At 70.1% G+C, this 18,019-nt stretch carries 15 protein-coding genes and 1 pseudogene; 15 read left to right on the top strand and 1 reads right to left on the bottom strand.

Features of this window, described 5'->3' with window-relative positions:
* The first annotated feature begins 716 nt into the window (after positions 1 to 716).
* The 13 genes and pseudogenes from E0500_RS25185 to E0500_RS25125 form a co-directional block, all read left to right on the top strand.
* Positions 717 to 2,093 carry an MFS transporter gene (locus E0500_RS25185; RefSeq protein WP_131563747.1) on the top strand — a complete coding sequence of 459 codons (1,377 nt, stop codon included), beginning with the start codon at positions 717 to 719 and terminating at the stop codon, positions 2,091 to 2,093.
* 26 nt (positions 2,094 to 2,119) lie between these two features.
* Positions 2,120 to 2,365, top strand: a complete 246-nt coding sequence (locus E0500_RS45055) for a LamB/YcsF family protein (RefSeq protein WP_131563748.1) — start codon at positions 2,120 to 2,122, stop codon at positions 2,363 to 2,365.
* Positions 2,366 to 2,393: 28 nt separating this feature from the next.
* Entirely contained in the window at positions 2,394 to 3,209 is an 816-nt protein-coding gene (locus tag E0500_RS25175; protein ID WP_131563749.1) for a LamB/YcsF family protein, read from the top strand.
* A gap of 23 nt (positions 3,210 to 3,232) precedes the next feature.
* Entirely contained in the window at positions 3,233 to 3,970 is a 738-nt protein-coding gene (locus E0500_RS25170) for an allophanate hydrolase subunit 1 (protein WP_131563750.1), read from the top strand.
* Positions 3,967 to 4,971 carry a biotin-dependent carboxyltransferase family protein gene (locus E0500_RS25165; protein WP_131563751.1) on the top strand — a complete coding sequence of 335 codons (1,005 nt, stop codon included), beginning with the start codon at positions 3,967 to 3,969 and terminating at the stop codon, positions 4,969 to 4,971. The genes E0500_RS25170 and E0500_RS25165 overlap by 4 nt, the downstream gene beginning before the upstream one ends.
* A gap of 58 nt (positions 4,972 to 5,029) precedes the next feature.
* Positions 5,030 to 5,827: an SDR family oxidoreductase gene (locus E0500_RS25160; RefSeq protein WP_131563752.1), complete on the top strand. Its 798-nt coding sequence runs from the start codon at positions 5,030 to 5,032 to the stop codon at positions 5,825 to 5,827.
* A 28-nt stretch (positions 5,828 to 5,855) separates the two neighbouring features.
* Positions 5,856 to 7,025, top strand: coding sequence for a pyridoxal phosphate-dependent aminotransferase (locus E0500_RS25155; RefSeq protein WP_131563753.1), 1,170 nt, complete (start codon positions 5,856 to 5,858; stop codon positions 7,023 to 7,025).
* Between the two features lie 32 nt (positions 7,026 to 7,057).
* The gene (locus E0500_RS25150) at positions 7,058 to 7,645 is read left to right on the top strand and encodes a TetR/AcrR family transcriptional regulator (RefSeq protein WP_131563754.1); all 588 of its coding nucleotides are present in this window, start codon (positions 7,058 to 7,060) and stop codon (positions 7,643 to 7,645) included.
* Positions 7,646 to 7,857: 212 nt separating this feature from the next.
* Complete coding sequence (gene gdhA / locus E0500_RS25145; RefSeq protein WP_131563755.1) at positions 7,858 to 9,204, top strand: NADP-specific glutamate dehydrogenase; 1,347 nt, start codon at positions 7,858 to 7,860, stop codon at positions 9,202 to 9,204.
* A gap of 716 nt (positions 9,205 to 9,920) precedes the next feature.
* On the top strand, positions 9,921 to 10,559 hold the full coding sequence (locus tag E0500_RS25140; RefSeq protein ID WP_131563756.1) for a (2Fe-2S)-binding protein: 639 nt from the start codon (positions 9,921 to 9,923) through the stop codon (positions 10,557 to 10,559).
* Positions 10,560 to 10,573: 14 nt separating this feature from the next.
* Positions 10,574 to 11,554 carry a xanthine dehydrogenase family protein subunit M gene (locus E0500_RS25135; RefSeq protein ID WP_131563757.1) on the top strand — a complete coding sequence of 327 codons (981 nt, stop codon included), beginning with the start codon at positions 10,574 to 10,576 and terminating at the stop codon, positions 11,552 to 11,554.
* Entirely contained in the window at positions 11,551 to 13,782 is a 2,232-nt protein-coding gene (locus E0500_RS25130) for a xanthine dehydrogenase family protein molybdopterin-binding subunit (RefSeq protein WP_131563758.1), read from the top strand. The genes E0500_RS25135 and E0500_RS25130 overlap by 4 nt, the downstream gene beginning before the upstream one ends.
* 136 nt (positions 13,783 to 13,918) lie before the next feature.
* Positions 13,919 to 14,389 (top strand): annotated as a pseudogene (locus tag E0500_RS25125) (XdhC family protein); the annotation flags it as partial.
* An 828-nt stretch (positions 14,390 to 15,217) separates the two neighbouring features.
* On the opposite strand, the gene E0500_RS25120 reads toward E0500_RS25125, so the two are convergent.
* On the bottom strand, positions 15,218 to 16,087 hold the full coding sequence (locus E0500_RS25120; RefSeq protein ID WP_131563760.1) for a helix-turn-helix domain-containing protein: 870 nt from the start codon (positions 16,085 to 16,087) through the stop codon (positions 15,218 to 15,220).
* A gap of 182 nt (positions 16,088 to 16,269) precedes the next feature.
* On the opposite strand from E0500_RS25120, the gene E0500_RS25115 reads away from it, so the two are divergent.
* Both E0500_RS25115 and E0500_RS44155 read left to right on the top strand, forming a co-directional pair.
* Positions 16,270 to 17,286, top strand: a complete 1,017-nt coding sequence (locus E0500_RS25115) for a zinc-dependent alcohol dehydrogenase family protein (protein ID WP_131563761.1) — start codon at positions 16,270 to 16,272, stop codon at positions 17,284 to 17,286.
* Between the two features lie 43 nt (positions 17,287 to 17,329).
* Entirely contained in the window at positions 17,330 to 17,989 is a 660-nt protein-coding gene (locus E0500_RS44155; protein ID WP_309505136.1) for a cyclophilin-like fold protein, read from the top strand.
* Positions 17,990 to 18,019 lie beyond the last annotated feature (30 nt).

Below are 18,019 nucleotides of genomic sequence, written 5' to 3'. Positions count from 1 at the left end.
GGTGACACGGGCCCCGTGGTGCCGAGGCCGCGGCAATGGGGGGCATGGGTTGATCGCCTTCCGATCAGAAAATGCGAAACGTTTCGCGTTTCGCGAGAGTCAGTGTGCATCCATCCGCGGCGCAAAACAAGAGGCGTTGGGCAAGACCGCGGCAGGATGGGGGGTGACGGGGGTGACGGGGGCGACCCACCGGATAGGCGCTCGCGAAGAGAGGGTGACCGCATCGACCTGGGCATCGGGGGTTTCACCCAGGACTGAAAGCGACCGCCCGAGACGCCCGCAGGCCATGGAATCCCACGCCATCCGCGCTGCACAAGGACGGAGCCGAAGGCCGAATCGCGATGGAAGCGCAAGGTTAACGTGAGGGCAACACACATCCTTGACCACCCCAGAATGCGAATCTATTCTCATTCGCGATTCAAGCCTCGCCTCGGCTCCGCAATGGTTCCGCGGCTTCCACCGCGCCGCCCACCCCCGGCCGGACACAGCGAGCCGAGCAGGCGGTGAGCCCGGCCGGGCCACCACAAGCCCTCGACGGACGGGGTCCTGAAGAGCACCCATGCCGCCCCCTCCCTCGTGTTCCGCCACCACCCCTTCCGGAACACGCGACGAACGGAGCGCGGCTCGGAACAGGAACAGCCGTTGGCAGCAGCCACGTTGAGCACACGTTTCTCAGGACACCGTTCCGGAGTCCGCGACACCGAAAGTGAACGCGTATGACAACGTCAGACCGGCTCGACACCACACCAGATCGCCATGACGCGGAGTCGGAGCGCCCCGACGCCCCAGCGGCCGGCGTGGTCACCGCCGACGAGAAGGTCGTCCGCAAGGCCACGGTCGCGGGCGCGATCGGGTCCTTCGTCGAGTGGTACGACTACGGCATCTACGGCCTGCTCGTCACCTATCTCGCGATCAACATCATGGGCGACGCCGACTCCGGCGGCCTCTTCCTCACCAACGTCGGCTTCCTGGTCAGCTTCGTCGCCCGCCCGTTCGGCAGCGTCATCTGCGGGTACCTCGGGGACAAGATCGGGCGCAAGTCGCTTCTGGCCACGCTGCTCGTCCTCATCTCCGTCGCCACCGCGGCCATCGGCCTGATCCCCTCCTCCTCGGTCATCGGCGTCGCCGCACCCGGCCTCCTTCTCCTTCTGCGGATCCTGCAAGGCTTCTCCGCGGGCGGCGAGGTGGCCGGCGCCATGTCCTTCGTCGGCGAGTACGCCCCGGACGCGCGCCGCAACTACATGATGAGCTTCATCGCCGTCGGCTCGTTCATCGCCCTGATGTTCGGCAGCGCCTTCTCCGCCATCCTCATCACGGTGCTCGGCGACGACACGATGACCTCGTGGGCCTGGCGCCTGCCGTTCCTCCTGGCCGTCCCGCTCGGATACGTCGGCTTCTACATCCGCCGACGGCTGGAGGAGACCCCCCACTTCGAGGCCCTGCGCGAGCAGAACACCGTGGCGCGCAATCCCCTGCGGGAGGCCTTGACCTCTCCTCGCCACCTGAAGGCGATCGCCCTCACGATCTTCCTTCCCGCGCTCAACGGCCCCGGCTACTACCTGCTCTTCGTCTACATGCCGACCTATCTGAAGACCTCGCTCGGAGAGCACAACTTCTCGATGCTGAGGGCGCTCACCGTCACGGCGTTCAGTCTGGTCGCGATCGCCGTCTGCATCCCGCTCATGGCCCGCCTCTCGGACCGTATCGGCCGCAAACCGGTACTCGCGGGCTCCGCCGTCGCGATGGCGGCGGTCTCCTACCCGATGTTCCGGCTCATCACCACGGGCGAGTTCGGGCTGGCCTGTATCGGCACCATCGTGCTGGCCATCGCCTTCTCGGGTCACGCAGCGGTCGTCCACACCGTGCTCGCCGAGATGTTCCCGACGACCGTGCGGTACTCCGCCTACAGCATCGGCTTCAGCATCTCGACGGTCATCTTCGGCGGCAGCGCCCCGCTCTTGATGACCGAGCTGATCAAGTCGACCGGCTCCAACCTGATTCCGGCGTACGCCTCGATCCTCACCGCCCTGATCACGCTGGTCACCGTCGCCTTCCTGCGCGAGACCAAGGGCCGTCCTCTCGCCGCCAGGTGAACCACTCCTTCACGCCGGGAGCCGTCATGGGCGCACGTCCTGACGCAGTCACCGATCCCGGCCGAAGGACCGACGAACGCTTCGGCGGCACGGTCCCGCTCGTTCTCGTCACCTCATCGAACATCACCCACGGCTACCACGTCGGTGACCCGCGCATCATGGACCGCACCGTCGCCGACTACGCGGAGCGCGGCATCGACCTCGGGGCCCACCCCGTCACCCTGGTCACGGCAGCCTTCCTGCACGGAATCGAAAGTGTCGCTGTCCGTTGAGTCATCCTCCCCACCTCAGGAGCACATCATGGGAATCAACTCCGTAGCCGTCGTCGCCGATCTCGGTGAGAGCTTCGGCAACTACACGATCGGCGACGACGCGGCCCTGCTCGGCCTCGTCACCTCCTCGAACATCGCCTGCGGCTTCCACGCCGGTGACCCACGCATCATGGACCGCACCGTCGCCGACTGCGTGGAGCGCGGCATCGAACTCGGGGCCCACCCCGGCTACCCCGACCTGGTCGGCTTCGGCCGTCGCCTGATCGAGGCGACCGAGGAGGAGATCCGCACCGACGTCCTCTACCAGCTCGGCGCCCTCGACGCCTTCGCGCGGGTGCACGGCGGCACCATCAGCCATGTCGCGCCGCACGGCCGGATGGGCTCGATCGCGCAGACCGACGCCAAGCACGCCCGGGCCATCACCGACGCGATCGCCGCCTACAACACCGACTACATCGTGATCTGTCAGCGCGGTCTGCTCGCCGAGGAGTCCCGCAAGCGCGGCCTTGAGGTCGGCTACGTCTTCCTGGCCGACCGCGGCTACGGCGACGACGGGATGCCGGTCCCCCGCTCGCACGAGGGCGGCCTGATCCACGACCCCGAGCTGATCGGCCGGCGCTGCGTCCAGGTCGTGCAGGAGGGAACCGTGCGCTCGGTGAACAGCAACGTGGTACCGCTCGGCCACGACGCCGACATCCTTCTCCTGCACGGCGACCACCCGTCCGTCCTCGCGAACGGAACCGCACTGCGGGCCGAGCTCGACAAGGCGGACATCCGCGTCGCCGGACTGCGCGACGTCCTGGCGGAGAAGGCTCGGAAGACGGAGGCCGCGCTCGCCCGCTGAGGGACCGGACGCGGGATCAGCAGATGACCACAGCACAGTACGGCGTCATCACCGTCGAGCCCTTCGGGGACTCGGCGGTGATGGTGACCATCCCCCACACCGACCAGGCGATCCGCAGAGCCGGCATCGTCGCCTTCCGCGACCGGTTCCTGGCTCACCGCCCGCACGGCGTGCTCGACGTCGTCTCCGGTCTCGAATCCCTGCTCATCGAGTTCGACCCGTTGCAGACCGCGCTCCCGCACGTGGAGTACGCGGCCCGCCTGGTGGCGCAGTGGGCACCATCGCCCCGGGACGACGGAGCCGGCGCGCGGGCGGTGCGGACGTTCGCCATCCCCGTCGTCTTCGACGACGAGCACGGTCCCGACCTGGCGTCCGTGGCCGGGGAACTGGGGATGGCTTCCTCCGAGGTCGTCGAGGCCATCGCCGGGTCCACCTTCACGATCTGCCTTCTCGGTGCGGCGATGGCGCCGATGATGGACGGTCTCAAGGTTCCCCGGCCGGTGCGCCGGCGCGCCGAGCCCCGGACGGACGTCGTCCCCGGGTCGATCATGATCGCAGGGACCAACGCGATCATCCAGCCGTTCCCCGGCCCGACCGGATGGCGGGTGGTCGGACGCACCCCGCACACCATCGTCGACATCTCCCGCCCCGACCCCGTCTCGTTCGCCGCCGGCGACATCGTGCGCTTCGTCCCCGTCGCACCGGACGAGGCCGGAGCAGTGGACGGCCGTTTCCTGCTGCCGGTGGAGGAACCCGCATGACGACCGTGGCACTCGACATCACGAGCACCGGATGGGTCACCACGTTCCAGGACCTCGGACGGCGCGACACGGAACAGCGCGGTGTGCCCACCGGCGGGGCGGCCGACCAGCACTCGGCGGCCGTCGCGAACCTCCTCGTGGGCAACCCCCGGGGCGCGACGCTGATCGAGAACCTCGGCGGCGAACTGGCCCTGGTGCCCGACGCCGATGTCCTGCTGGCCGTGACCGGTGCCCCCGCCGAGGTCACCGTCGGCGGCGGGACCGTCGACGGCTGGACCCCTCTGGTGGTGCCGGCGGGCGAGGAGATCCGGGTCCGCGCGGACATGAGCCGCGGGACGCGCACCTACCTGGCCGTGAACGGCATGCTCACCGCGCCGACTCTGCTGGGGAGCGCGGCCCCGGACGCCAGAATGGGTTTCGGGCAGATCCTCGCGCCGGGTGCGCGCGTCCTGGTGGAGACGGAGTTCCGGGGGTTCGGCCGCCGTGTCTTCGAACCGCCGCTGTTCCGGCTGGCCGTGCCCGTGCCGCGCTTCGAAGAGGGCCCCTGGGTCGTCGACGTGGTCGCGAGCCACGGCATCCACACGATTCCCGGCATCCGCGAGCTGATCGAGGACTCGGTGTACGTCGTCACCCCGCGGTCCAACCATGTGGGACTGCGGCTCGCGGGGCCGGTCATGCACCCGGACAGCGACGCCGAGATCGTGTCGCACGGGGTGCCCATCGGAGCCCTGCAGATCCCGCACGCGGACGAGCTGATCGTGCTCGGTCGCTACCGGAGCCTGACTGCTGGCTATCCGATCGTCGGCGTCGCCTCACGGGCCGCCCTCCCCTTGCTCGGACAGGCCGGTCCTGGACGGGAACTGCGGTTCCGCTGGACCGAGCGCGAGACCTCGCTCCGGCGGTTCGCGCGGCGCGAGGCGCAGGTGCGCGCCCTGGGACACGCGGCGGCCGAGGTGTTCGGAGCCCTCGGCTTCACTGCACCCTTGTCGCACACAATCTGAGAATATATTCTCAGTTGCAATTGAATTCTCGAATCTGTCCAGAAAGGATGGTCCTCCCATGAGCACGTCGCCCGGCAGAACCGCGCTGATCACGGGAGCGGGCAGCGGGATGGGACTCGAGATCGCGCGCCTGCTCGCCCTGGACGGTTTCTCCGTCGTCCTGGTCGGCCGCAGGCAGGAGGCGCTCGACAAGGCCGCGGCGACGATCCGCGCCGAGGGCGGCACCGCCCTCGCCCTCGCGGCCGACATCACCCGCGTCGACGACATGACCCGTGTCCTCGACCGGGTCCGCACCGGACTCGGCCCCGTCGACGTGCTGGTCAACAACGCGGGCAGCTCGTCGTCGGTGCTCAACCCCCAGTGGCTCCCGCACGACGAGTGGCGCCAGGTCCTGGAAGTGAACCTCACGGCGGTCTTCCAGCTCACCCAGGCCGTGCTGCCCGACATGCTCGACCGCGGCACGGGCACGATCGTCACCGTCTCCTCGCTCGCCGCCGTCAACCCCAACCTGCTCGGCGGCGCCGCCTACGGCGCGGCCAAGGCCGGGGTCCGGAACTTCATGACGTTCCTGCACAACACGTTCCGCAACCAGGGGCTGCGCGCGATCACCGTGCTGCCCGGCGAGGCGGACACCCCCATCCTCGACCACCGCGCCCGCCCGCCGGCCCCGGAGGAGCGCGCCGGCATGGTGCAGCCCGAGGACGTGGCCGAAGCGGTCCGTCTCGCCGTGACGCTCCCCCAGCGCGTGGTCCTCCAGGAGATCGTCGTCGCTCCCACCCGACAGCGCGACACCTCCACCGACCTTGAGGTCAGCCGCTGGGCGGGCGCGCCCGCCGGCACCGCACCGCAGGCCTGACCACCCCCACTGACAGGAGAAGCAGCGCATGCCGCCCACCATCACCTCGCAGCCGCCCCGGTTCGCCACCGCCGAGGCGGTCGCCCGGATCGCGGCCGCCTCGCGCCGGACGCAGCAGCCGCAGTCCCGGGGCGACCTCGTCTCCCTGGCCATGGGTGAGCCAGACTTCGACACCCCGGAGCCGGTCACCGAGGCGGCCTTCGCCTCGCTGCGCGCCGGACGCACCCACTACTCGCCTCTGCTCGGCGAACCGCCTCTGCGCGAGGCACTCGCCGAGAAGCTCACCGTCACCGCGGCGACAGCGGTCTCCGCGGCCGACATCCTGATCACCCAGGGCGGAACCGCCGGCCTGTCCGCCTCGATCCTCGGCATCGTGAACCCCGGCGACAAGGTGGTCGTCCCCGACCCCACCTACTCCCTGTACGCCGACCTGGTGGCCATGGCGGGAGGCGTCGTCGTGCCCGTTCCCCTCGCACCGGACCTGCACTGGGACCTCGACCGCCTTGCCGACGCCCTCACGGACGCCAGGCTCTTCGTCTTCTGCAACCCCGTGAACCCGACCGGCATCGTCCACAGCCGTGAGGAACTGGGGGCGCTCGCCGACCTGTTGGACGGCACCTCGACGATCGTGATCTCCGACGAGGCGTACTCCGACCTCGACTTCACCGGCCGCCCGTTCACCTCGGCGATCTCGGTCGAGGGCCTGCGCGACCGTACGGTCTACTGCCAGACCTTCTCCAAGAGCTATGCGATGACCGGCTGGCGCGTCGGCTACCTCTGGGGACCTTCGGCGCTCATCGAGGCCGCGGCCCGCGTCCACAACACGTTCAACGGCTCGGTCAACACCTTCATCCAGGATGCCGCACTGGTGGCGGTGCAGAGCTGCGCCGACGACGTCACCCGGATGCGCGCCGCCTACGAGGAGCGGGGCGAGCTCATGCGCAAGGAACTGGCCGCGATCCCCGGCCTCACCCTCAGCGCGCCCGAGGGCGCCTTCTACCAGTTCCCGCGCTACGACATCGACTTGCCCTCCGTCGACGTCGTGGCGGCGCTGCGCGCGCAGGGCGTGGCGGTCCGGCCGGGAAGCGAATTCGGGTCGCGGGGCGAGGGACACCTGCGGCTGTCGTACGCTGCGAGCCCGCAGTCCATCATCGAGGGCGTCCGCCGGCTCGCCGACGGCCTGCTGACACTGCGATGAGCGCCGCCCCGTACACAGCGAGGAGTCGACCCATGCGCAGTGACACCGAGCGCAACCGCAGGCAGCTGATCAAGGCCGCCGCGCGACTGTTCGAGAACTCGCCCACACCGGTCAGCCTGGCCGAGATCGCCAGGCACGCCGAGGTGTCCACCGCGACGGCCTACCGCCACTTCTCCTCCGTCCAGGAGGTCCTGCACGCCTTCCGCGCCCAAGTCGGTTCCGAACTACGGGACTTCAGCGAACAGCAGACCACGCGCGGTATGGCACGACTCGACGCGGTGTCGCGGTACTGGGTGTCACTCGTCCTCGAACACGGCGGTGCGATGGCACAGATGCGCTCGCACCGCGGCTACCTGGAACGACTCCGCGAGGACACCGGCTATCTCATGCCACAGGCCGAGGCACTGGCCGAACCGCTGCGGCAGGCAGCCGAGGATCTCGGCCTCGGGGATCTCGGGGACGAAGCCCTCTACCTGTGGAACGCTCTGTTCGACCCTCGGGACATCCTCGACCTCATCAAGAGCGGCCATACCGAGGACGACGCCGCCACACACCTCATCGCGGCACTGCGGGGCGCCCTGATCGGCTGGTCCACGGCTGACCGGCATCAAGCAGGATGAGCCGGACAGCGCCTCCGCGCCCGTTCCCGCCGCCGGTGCCGACGCGCCGCGCTCTCCACGGCCGCCCGGCGGCTCGGTGACAACCGGGCTCGGGCGGACCTCGTCATACCTCACCTCATTCCTTCCGGCCCGTTCCCGCTTCGCCACCGCCCGGACGTACCGGCGGCCGGTACGGCCGGGCGGCCAGGTACCCGAACAGAAAGACAGCGCACATGGACGTCAGCGCCCACATCGAGGCCGTCTACGCGGACATCTGCCGACGGGACCCCGGGGAGGTGGAGTTCCACCAGGCGGCGCAGGAGGTCCTGCACGCGATGGTCCCCGTACTCCGGGCTCACCCGGAGTACGTCGAGGCCCGGATCCTGGAGCGGCTGTGTGAGCCCGAGCGGCAGATCCTGTTCCGTGTCCCGTGGGTGGACGACCGGGGAACGGTGCGGGTCAACCGCGGGTTCCGGGTGGAGTTCAACGGCGCCCTCGGCCCGTACAAGGGCGGTCTGCGGTTCCACCCCAGCGTCAACCTCGGCATCGTCAAGTTTCTCGGCTTCGAGCAGATCTTCAAGAACGCGCTGACCGGCATGGCGATCGGCGGTGGCAAGGGTGGAGCGGACTTCGACCCGAAGGGCCGCTCGGACGCCGAGGTCATGCGCTTCTGCCAGGCCTTCATGACGGAGCTGTACAGGCATCTCGGCGAGCACACCGACGTGCCCGCCGGGGACATCGGGGTGGGTGGCCGGGAGATCGGCTACCTTTTCGGCCAGTACAAGCGGATCACCAACCGTTACGAGTCCGGCGTCCTCACCGGCAAGCCGGTCGGCTGGGGCGGCTCGCACGCCCGTACCGAGGCCACCGGCTACGGTGCGGTGTACTTCGCCCAGGAGATGCTCGCCACGCGTGGCCTCGACCTCGGCGAACGGCGGGTCGTGGTCTCCGGATCGGGCAACGTCGCCGTCTACGCCGTCGAGAAGGTCCACGCCCTCGGCGGACGCGTGGTGGCCTGCTCCGACTCCTCCGGCTACCTGGTCGACGAGGACGGCATCGACCTCGGCCTGCTCAAGGACGTCAAGGAGGTGCGCCGCGAGCGGATCTCCGCCTACGCCGACGCGAAGCCGACCGCCCGGTTCTCCGCGCGGGGGTCGGTGTTCGACGTGCCGTGCGAGATCGCCCTGCCGTGCGCGACCCAGAACGAGTTGCGGCAGCAGGACGCTGTGGCGCTGGTGAAGAACGGTGTACTCGCCGTCGCCGAGGGCGCGAACATGCCCTGCACACCCGAGGCGGTAGAGGTGTTCCGGGGTGCGCGGGTGCTCTTCGGCCCCGGTAAGGCGGCCAACGCCGGCGGTGTCGCGACCTCCGCGCTGGAGATGCGTCAGAACGCCTCCCGCGACAGTTGGACCTTCGAGCGGACGGAGGACCAACTCGCCGCGATCATGCGCCAGGTCCACGCCCAATGCCGTACCACCGCCGAGGCCTACGGCGCTGACGCCGACGACTACGTGCTCGGCGCCAACGCGGCGGGGTTCCTGCGCGTCGCCGAGGCGATGACGGCCCAGGGCGTCGTCTGAGGGGCATGGTGGGGGGCGGGCGCGCTCGCTCAATATCGGGGCGGCTTCGCCACCCAGCGTCCCGGTTGCCAGCCGGTGCCGTCGATCGAGGAGTACGCCCGTCTGATCTGTGTGCCCATCCTCTCGGCGGTCGAAGAGACGGGCATCGCAACGCCCGCACTGATCTGTGAACCGCGGAGGTGTCGACGATCGTGGTGGACACCGCCAAGGCGGCGATCAGTCCGGCGGCGCTGAGGTCCCGCAGCCTCCCAGCAGATGTCCCTGCTGGAACGGGAGGCCGGACCATCCTGGAGGAATCTGTCAGACGACATCCAGCCGGCGCAGAGACTCGGCAGCGACAGGCAGAGCGCCCAGACGCTTCTCCGCCACGAAGGTCACCCGCCACTTCACAACGCTGGCGCTGAGACCGTGGCCGCGGGAACCCGGAAGTCATCGACACGCCCCACCCAAGGCCACACCACCGGCCCAGGACACCCCCTGACCGGTCACACCATACGAATCAGCGACCCGCGAAGTACGCGTCTAGCTGTTGCTCACGCGCGAGAAAACCAAGGGGGGATAAAAATCTCCCTGCCACCGGTGCGGCTGGTGGTGCAAGACTTCCAGCGCGACCCGCCGCCGAGGCGCGAGGTCGCCGGTCCTGCGCGGTGACGACGATCCCGCCTGCCGGCCCACTGCCCTGTACGACTGATCCGTATGTGATGCGAGGCGTACGTATGTCTGTTGACCTGCCTGAATCCGCTGTTCCTCCTCCCACCGAAGCCGGCGAGTCGTCCTCGGCGCCCAGCCGCCGCACCTTCATCGCCACCACGGCCGCGGTAGGCGGCACCGTTGTGGCCGGAGGGTCGTTCCTCGTCGGCGCTGAAGAGGCGAGTGCGGCGGGGGCGTCGCCCGCGAGCCGTGTGTCGTTGACGGTCAACGGCACCCGCAGGACCGTGACGGTCGACAACCGCACCTCGCTGCTGGACCTGCTGCGCGAGCACTTCGGCCTGACCGGTTCCAAGAAGGGCTGCGATGCCGGGGCCTGCGGGGCGTGCACGGTGCTGGTCGACGGGCGACGGGTCAACTCCTGTCTGACGCTCGCCGTCCGTCTCGAAGGCGCCGAGGTCACGACCGTGGAAGGTCTGGCCGACGGCGACCGACTCCACCCACTGCAGCAGGCGTTCATCGACCAGGACGCCTTCCAGTGCGGCTACTGCACCCCCGGCCAGATCCTCTCCGGTGTCGGTTGCATTCGGGAGGGCCACACCGGTTCGCCGGAGGAGATCCGGGAGTGGATGAGCGGCAACATCTGCCGCTGCGGCTGCTACGTGAAGATCGTGCGCGCGGTCGAGCAGACCGCGGGCCGGAAGTAAGGGGGCGATGACCCGTGCATCCCTTCGCCTATACCCGTGTCTCCGACACCCGTGAGGCCCTCGACGCCGGCCGGCGTGGCGGGCGTTACATCGCCGGGGGCACCACGCTCGTCGACCTGATGCGCGAGACCGTCGAGCGCCCCGAGACCCTGGTCGACATCTCCGGCCTGCCGCTCGGCGAGGTGCTGGTCACCAAGGAGGGCGGTTTGCGTATCGGTGCGCTGGTGCGGATGGCCGAGGCCGCCGCCCACCCAGCGGTGCGCGCCGGATACTTGGTCGTCTCCCAGGCGCTGGAGCTGAGCGCCTCGGCCCAGCTGCGCAACATGGCCACCATCGGCGGCAACATCATGCAGCGCACCCGGTGCACGTACTTCCGTGACGTGACCGCCGACTGCAACAAGCGTGAATCCGGCTCGGGTTGTGCGGCCCGGGAGGGCTTCAACCGGATGCACGCGATCCTCGGCACCTCGGACCACTGCGTCGCCACCCACCCCTCCGACGTCGCGGTCGCCTTCGCCGCGCTGGAGGCCACAGTGCACCTCGTCGGGCCGGAGGGCGCGCGCATCGTACCGTTCGCCGATTTCCTGCTGCGGCCGGGCGACACTCCGGACCACGAACAGGCCGTCCGGCAGGGCGAGTTGATCACGGCGGTCGAGATCCCCGCTCTTCCGCGTCCGCTCACATCGGGCTATCTGAAGGTACGTGACCGGCAGTCGTACGAGTTCGCGCTGACCTCGGCAGCCGTCGCACTGCACGTACGCGGCGGGGTGATCCGCAAGGCGTGGGTCGCGGCCGGCGGAGTGGGCACGGTGCCGTGGAAACTGCCCGCGGTCGAGCGGCACCTCGTCGGCGAGCGTCCTTCGCAATCGCTGTGGAAGGCCGCCGCCGAGCGGGCCTCCGAAGGAGCCCGCCCTCTGCAACACAACCGATTCAAGGTCGAGTTGCTCAAGCGGACCGTCGAACGCCAGCTGCGCGTCGTAGGAGGTACGAAGTGAGCCCCCAACCGCGGGCAGCCGTGGGCGCGCCGCTGTCCCGGGTGGACGGCCGACTGAAGGTCACCGGCCAAGCGCTGTACGCCGCCGAGCTCCCCCACGCTCGAACAACCTCGCGCGGGGGGACCCCCACCGTCGAGGGAGCCGTGCACGCCGTCATCGTCGACGCGAGCATCGGACGCGGCCGTATCACGTCCGTCGACACCCGCGCGGCAGAGAAGCAGCAGGGCGTGCTGCGGGTGATCCATCACGGCAACGCGCCGACCCTGCCCTACCGGGACAACCCCGGCTCCAACAACCCGCCCGGCCGCAGGCTCCGCGTCTTCCAGGACGACCGGGTGCTCTTCCACGGCCAGCCGGTCGCCGTCGTGGTGGCCACCACCCTGGAGGCCGCCCAGCACGGGGCGAGCCTGGTCAGGATCCGCTACGACGCCGAGCAGCCCTCGACCGATCTGCACGAGGCCGAGCCGGGAGAGCCGACGAACTACGCGCGCGGCGACGCGGAAGCCGGGCTGCGCTCCTCGGCCGTACGACTGGATGTGACGTACCAGCTGGCGCGCAATCACCACAACCCGATGGAGCCGCACGCCACCATCGCCCGCTGGGACGGCGACAGGCTGACCGTGTGGGACAAGACGCAGTGGGTGATGGGCACCCATGACGAACTCGCCGCTGTGTTCGACCTGCCCGCGGAGTCGGTGCGCGTCATCAACCCGTTCGTCGGCGGTGGTTTCGGCAGCGGGCTGCGCTGCTGGCCGCACACCATCATCGCCGCCCTGGCCGCGCGGGAGACGGGCCGTCCGGTCAAGCTGGTGCTCAGCCGCCGGCAGATGTACTTCGGAACAGGATTCCGGCCGTCGTACGCGTACCGGCTGCGGCTTGGCAGCGACCGGCGCGGCCGACTGAACGCCGCGGTCCACGACATCGACGCCGAGACCTCCTCGTACGAGACGTTCACCGAGGCCGTCATGGGCGCGGGACAGATGCTCTACAGCATGCCCCATGTGAGCCAGACGTATCGGACGGTCCCCCTCAACGTGAACACTCCGATCTGGATGCGCGGCCCCGGCTTCGCCTCTGCGTCGTTCGTGATCGAGTCGGCCATGGACGAGCTCGCGCACGAACTCGGCATCGATCCCGTGGAGCTGCGTCGGCGCAACGAACCGCACGAGGACGAGGCGAAGAACCTGCCGTTCTCCACCCGCCGACTGCGCGAGTGCTACACCGTGGGCGCCCGCGAGTTCGGCTGGCACCGTCGCTCGTCCCGGCCGCGTGCGCGGCGCGAGGATGACTGGCTGATCGGCCTGGGCATGGCCGCCGGTGTCTACGACCCCGGGCGTTATCCGGCGCAGGCCCGGGCCCGCCTGGACGCCGACGGCACCGCCGTGGTCGAAGCGGCCACCAGCGACATGGGGCCGGGCACCTACACCTCCCAGACCCAGGTCGCCGCCGATGCCCTCGGGCTGACCATGCGTACGGTCACCTTCCGGCTCGGCGACTCCCTCTACCCGCCGACCTCGCCGCACGGCGGCTCGGCGACCATGTCCAGCGTCGGCTCCGCCGTCGTCGACGCCTGCGACCAGGTACGGCAGCAGGCGATCCGGCTCGCCGTCGAGGACCAGCGGTCGCCGCTGTACGGGGTGGACGCCGATGACGTGGTGGTCCGGGGCGGTCGGCTGCATGTGCGGGGCAACCCGGCGCGCGGGGAGACGTACCGGAGCCTGCTGGCCCGCAATGACCGCTCCCACCTGGAAGCACTCGGCTCCTACACCGGGCCGCCGAGTCCCGAGCGAGAGTCGTACTACGCCTACAACGCCACCTTCGCCGAGGTCGCCGTCGACGCGACGCTCGGGCTGGTGCGGGTGCGGCGGATGCTCGGCGTGTACGACGCGGGCCGCATCATCAGCCCGAAGCTCGCCGAGAGCCAGGCGATCGGCGGCATCGTGGGCGGCATCGGCACGGCCCTGCTCGAACACACGGTCACCGATCACCGCGACGGGCGGATCGTCAACGCCAGCCTGGCCGACTACCTCGTGCCGGTCAACGCGGACGTCCCCGAGGTCAGAGCCATCTACCTGGACGGCGAGGACAACGCGGGCAACGCGCTCGGCGTCAAGGGGCTCGGCGAGGTCGTCCAGGTCGGAGTGGCGGCCGCGATCGGCAACGCCGTGTTCAACGCGACCGGCCGCCGGGTCCGCGAACTGCCGATCACCGCCGAGGCACTGCTCTGACACCGGCCCGTCCATCGACCGGGTCCGGCAGCCCGCCCTGCCGCTACCGGACCCCAGGGCCCCCGCCGCGTACGCACTCCTCGTCGGCGCGGCGGCGGGCCCGCCCCACGAACGGCGATTCCCTGGAGAGAGCCCCATGTTGAACATCGCGGACGCGCTGGAGCGCTGGTGCCGCGAGGAACGCCCCTTCGCCCTGGCCACCGTCGTCGACGTGCACGGCAGCGCGCCCCTGCCGGTCGCCACGTCCGTCGCGGTGGACCAGGACGGCAATGCGGTCGGCAGCATCTCCGGGGGCTGCGTGGAGGGCGCGGTGTACGAGCTGTGCCGACAGGTGCTGCACGACCAGGGCCCGCCGCAGCGCGCCTGGTTCGGCTACTCCGACGACGACGCCTTCGCCGTCGGCCTGACCTGCGGCGGCGAACTCGACGTCCTCGTGCAGCGCATCGACTCCGCGGACCGGCCGCATCTCGGGCCGGTCCTCGCCCAGGTGGCCGAGGGCAGGTCCGCCGCCGTGGCGCAGGTCGTCGACGGCCCCGACGAACTCATCGGCGCCACCCTGAGTGTTCTCGGTGACAGCTGGATCGCCGACCGTGTGCTGGGCGTCGGGCCGACCGGCCAGTCGACGGATTGACGGTGGTCAGTGTCTGCCCGGACGCGGCCGGGACGCTATGGCCGTCGATAACGAGATGGTGCACGTCACGGGACAAAAAAACCTGGGCCTGCTCGCACAGAGCGAAGTTCTGCTGGGATGTGGTCACTGCTCCAAGTCGGCGTTGATCGGCATGACCAACTCCTTGGCGCGCGAGCTGGGGCATGATCACCGAGTTCATTCCGCGTGGCCACCGCGGCCGATACCTGGGCCTGCTCGGTTCGTTCTCGTCACCCCGTGGAACTTCCCGCTCGCCATGGGGGCGCCACCGGCCGAATGTCTCATCCTGGAAGATCAGCGCATCGTCGCGCACATCCGCCAGGACCGTCGGCTGGAAGAAGTTGCGCCCAGTGAATGCCGGTGGTCACCGCTGACCAGGCCGGCCCCCTTAGCCAACGCATCCGCGATGTACTGCCGTTCGCGCAGCCCCAGTGCGCGCTCGCGCGCCGTCAGGCCCTCCCAGTCCGCCACCGGCCGGCTACCGGTGTACCTCCGCCACCGGCCGCCTACTGGTGTACCTCCGCCACCGACCCGGAAGAGCCCCCACTCGTACGCAACTTCGCCCCCTCAGCCGCAGCACGACATGAGGCAACACAGCGTATGTCCACAGAACACCGGTCTCTGCCCCGCGTGGGCCTGCGGCGGCGAGCGTTGCAGAAGAACTGCCTGCTCGTCCCCGCGGCCGGCGAAGCCGGGCGCGCCGCACGGCCCGTCAGGCACAGGCGGCGCCACGGCCCCGGGCCGGCCCGCCCGGCAGGGCGAGTTCGACGTGACCGGCCGATGCCGTCAGCTGAGTGGCTGCGACGCCGACAGGTGCTGGTCGGCGGCCCAGGAGGCGAGGATGCGCAGGCGGTCGTGAGTGGCGGAGCCGGGGGCCGCGGTCCAGACGGTGAGGTGCTGGTCGGGGTCGGTGTTCGCGGTGAGGGTGTCCCAGTCCAGGACGAGTTCGCCGACGACCGGGTGGTTGAGGGTCTTGGTGCCGACGGTTCGGGCGGCGACGCGGTGGTCGCCCCACCACTGGGCGAACTGCTTGTCACGCAGGGACAGTTCACCGACCAGCTCGATCAGGCGGGGGTCCTCGGGGTATTTCGCCGCCTCCATCCGCAGCTGGGCGACGGCGATCTGCGCGGAGGTCTCCCAGTCGGCGTACAGGGTGCGCATGGCCGGATCGGTGAACTGGATCCGGGGATAGTTGCGGTGCTTCTCCGGGATGCGGGAGAAGTCGGTGACCAGGGCGGCGGCCAGGGCGTTCCAGGCGAGGATGTCCCCGCGGCGGCCCTGCACGATGGCCGGGGTCGCGGTGAGGTCGTCCAGGACCCGCTGCAGCTGTGGCTGGACCTTCTGCCGACCGCGCCGCCGGGTGCGGGTGGTGGTCTTGCCGGCGAGTTGGAAGAGATAGCCGCGTTCGTCGTCGTCCAGGTGGAGCACCCGGGCCAGGACGTCCAGCACGGGCGCGGATGCCTGCATCCGGCCCTGTTCCAGGCGGGTGTAGTAATCGGTGCTGATGCTGGCGAGCTGGGCGACCTCCTCACGGCGCAGCCCGGCCACCCGGCGGGGCCTGTCGGTCTCGGGCAGTCCGACCGCGCGCGGGCTCAGCTCCGAGCGACGCTTCTTGAGGAATTCTCCCAGCTCGTTGAGGGGGACATTGCTGGTCATGCCGCCAGCATGACACCGATCGCACGGGAGGAAGGGGGGAGAGTTTCTTCCCAGGATGTTCCCTTCCCCGGATGGTTTTCTCCTCTTTTCGCGCCGGCCCTCCCGGGTGAGCCTCGATCGTGAGCCGCCGTGGCCGATGTCGGCTACGGCATCCCCACCCTCGCAGTGAAGGAAACACGATCATGCGCGGAGCAGTCATCCACGCCCCCGGCGACGTGCGCTTCGAAACCCTGGACGACCCGAAGATCAGCCGACCCACCGACGCGGTGATCCGTACGGTCGCCACCTGTGTGTGCGGCTCGGACCTGTGGCCGTACCGCGGCCTGGAGCCCATCGGCGACCCGCACCCGATGGGACACGAATACGTCGGCATCGTCGAGGAGGTCGGTGCCGAGGTCACCCACGTCAAGCCGGGCCAGTTCGTGGTCGGCTCCTTCGCCACCTCGGACAACACCTGCGCGAACTGCCGTAACGGCTGGCAGTCCTCCTGTCTGCACCGGGAGTTCATGAGCACCTGCCAGGCCGACTACGTCCGTATCCCCAACGCCCACGGCACCCTGGTCGCCACCGACGAGCACCCGTCGGGTGACCTCGTACCCAGCCTGCTCGCCGTCTCCGACGTGATGGGCACCGGCTGGTACGCCGCCCTCGCCGCCGAGGTCAAGCCCGGTTCGACGGCCGTCGTGGTCGGTGACGGCGCGGTCGGCCTGTGCGGTGTCATCGCCGCCAGGGAACTCGGCGCCGAGCGGATCATCGCGATGAGCCGGCACGAGTCCCGGCAGAAGCTGGCCGTGGAGTTCGGTGCCACGGACATCGTCAGCGAGCGCGGCGAGGACGGCGTCGCCCGTATCAAGGAGCTGACCGGCGGCATCGGCGCGGACTCGGTGCTGGAGTGCGTCGGCACCGCCGAGTCCATGCGGCAGGCCCTGCACTCCGCCCGCCCCGGTGGCAACGTCGGCTTCGTCGGCGTCCCGCACGAGGTGGCCGTCGACGGCCAGGAGCTGTTCTTCTCCCAGGTCGGCCTGCGCGGGGGCCCGGCTCCCGTCCGCCGCTACCTGCCTGACCTGATCGACCGGGTGCTGTCCGGCCGGATCAACCCGGGCAGGGTCTTCGACCTCACCCTGCCCCTCGACCAGGTCGCCGAGGGTTACAAGGCCATGGACGAGCGCCGCGCCATCAAGGCACTGCTGAAGCCCTGACCGTCGCCCCGTACCCGTTCCGCCCCCGGGCCGCACACCGCGCGTGCACGGCTCGGGCCCGCGCAACGCCTGGGTCCCGACGGCACCGCTGCCTTCCCGCGGTATCCCGTCGGCCGACCGTGACCTGGTCCGACCGCAGCCCCTGGACGCCCCTGTGATCCCGGCCGCCCGTTCGTCCCGTTCCTCCCTCGCCCGCGCCGTCCCGGCTGCCCTGCTGCTGGCCGTGACCGCCTGCACCGACGACGCACCCTCGTCGCCCTCCACTCCTTCAAGAGCATCGGCGCCCTCGGCACGGGAAGCGTCGTCGCCCCCTGTCCCCTCCCCGACGCGCCGCAGGACCACCGCCATGAACATCCGCCTCACCATCGACGGCAGCCACCGCATCGGCGCCACCCTGAACGACAGCGCCACCGCCCGCGACTTCGCCGCCCTGCTCCCGCTCACCCTCAACCTGAGCGACTTCCACCACACGGAGCGGATTGCCGACCTGCCCCGCCGTCTGACCACCGCCGACGCGCCGGACGCAGCCGCGGCCGAGGCCGGTGACCTGGCCTACTACGCCCCCTGGGGCAACCTGGCCCTCTACTACCGCGACGGCGGCGCCGCCCCGGACGCCGGTCTGGTCATCCTCGGCCGTGTGGCTGACGGCGATACCGAGCGCCTCGCCACCGCCACCGAGGTCACCATCGAAACCGTCCCCTGACCCGGGCGACTACGCGTCCCCTCAGGCAGG

The organism is Streptomyces sp. KM273126, from assembly GCF_004337435.2.
GTDB classification, from domain to species: domain Bacteria; phylum Actinomycetota; class Actinomycetes; order Streptomycetales; family Streptomycetaceae; genus Streptomyces; species Streptomyces acidicola.
Note: the sequence above shows the minus strand (reverse complement) of the source record. Positions and strands in the feature narration are given on the sequence as shown.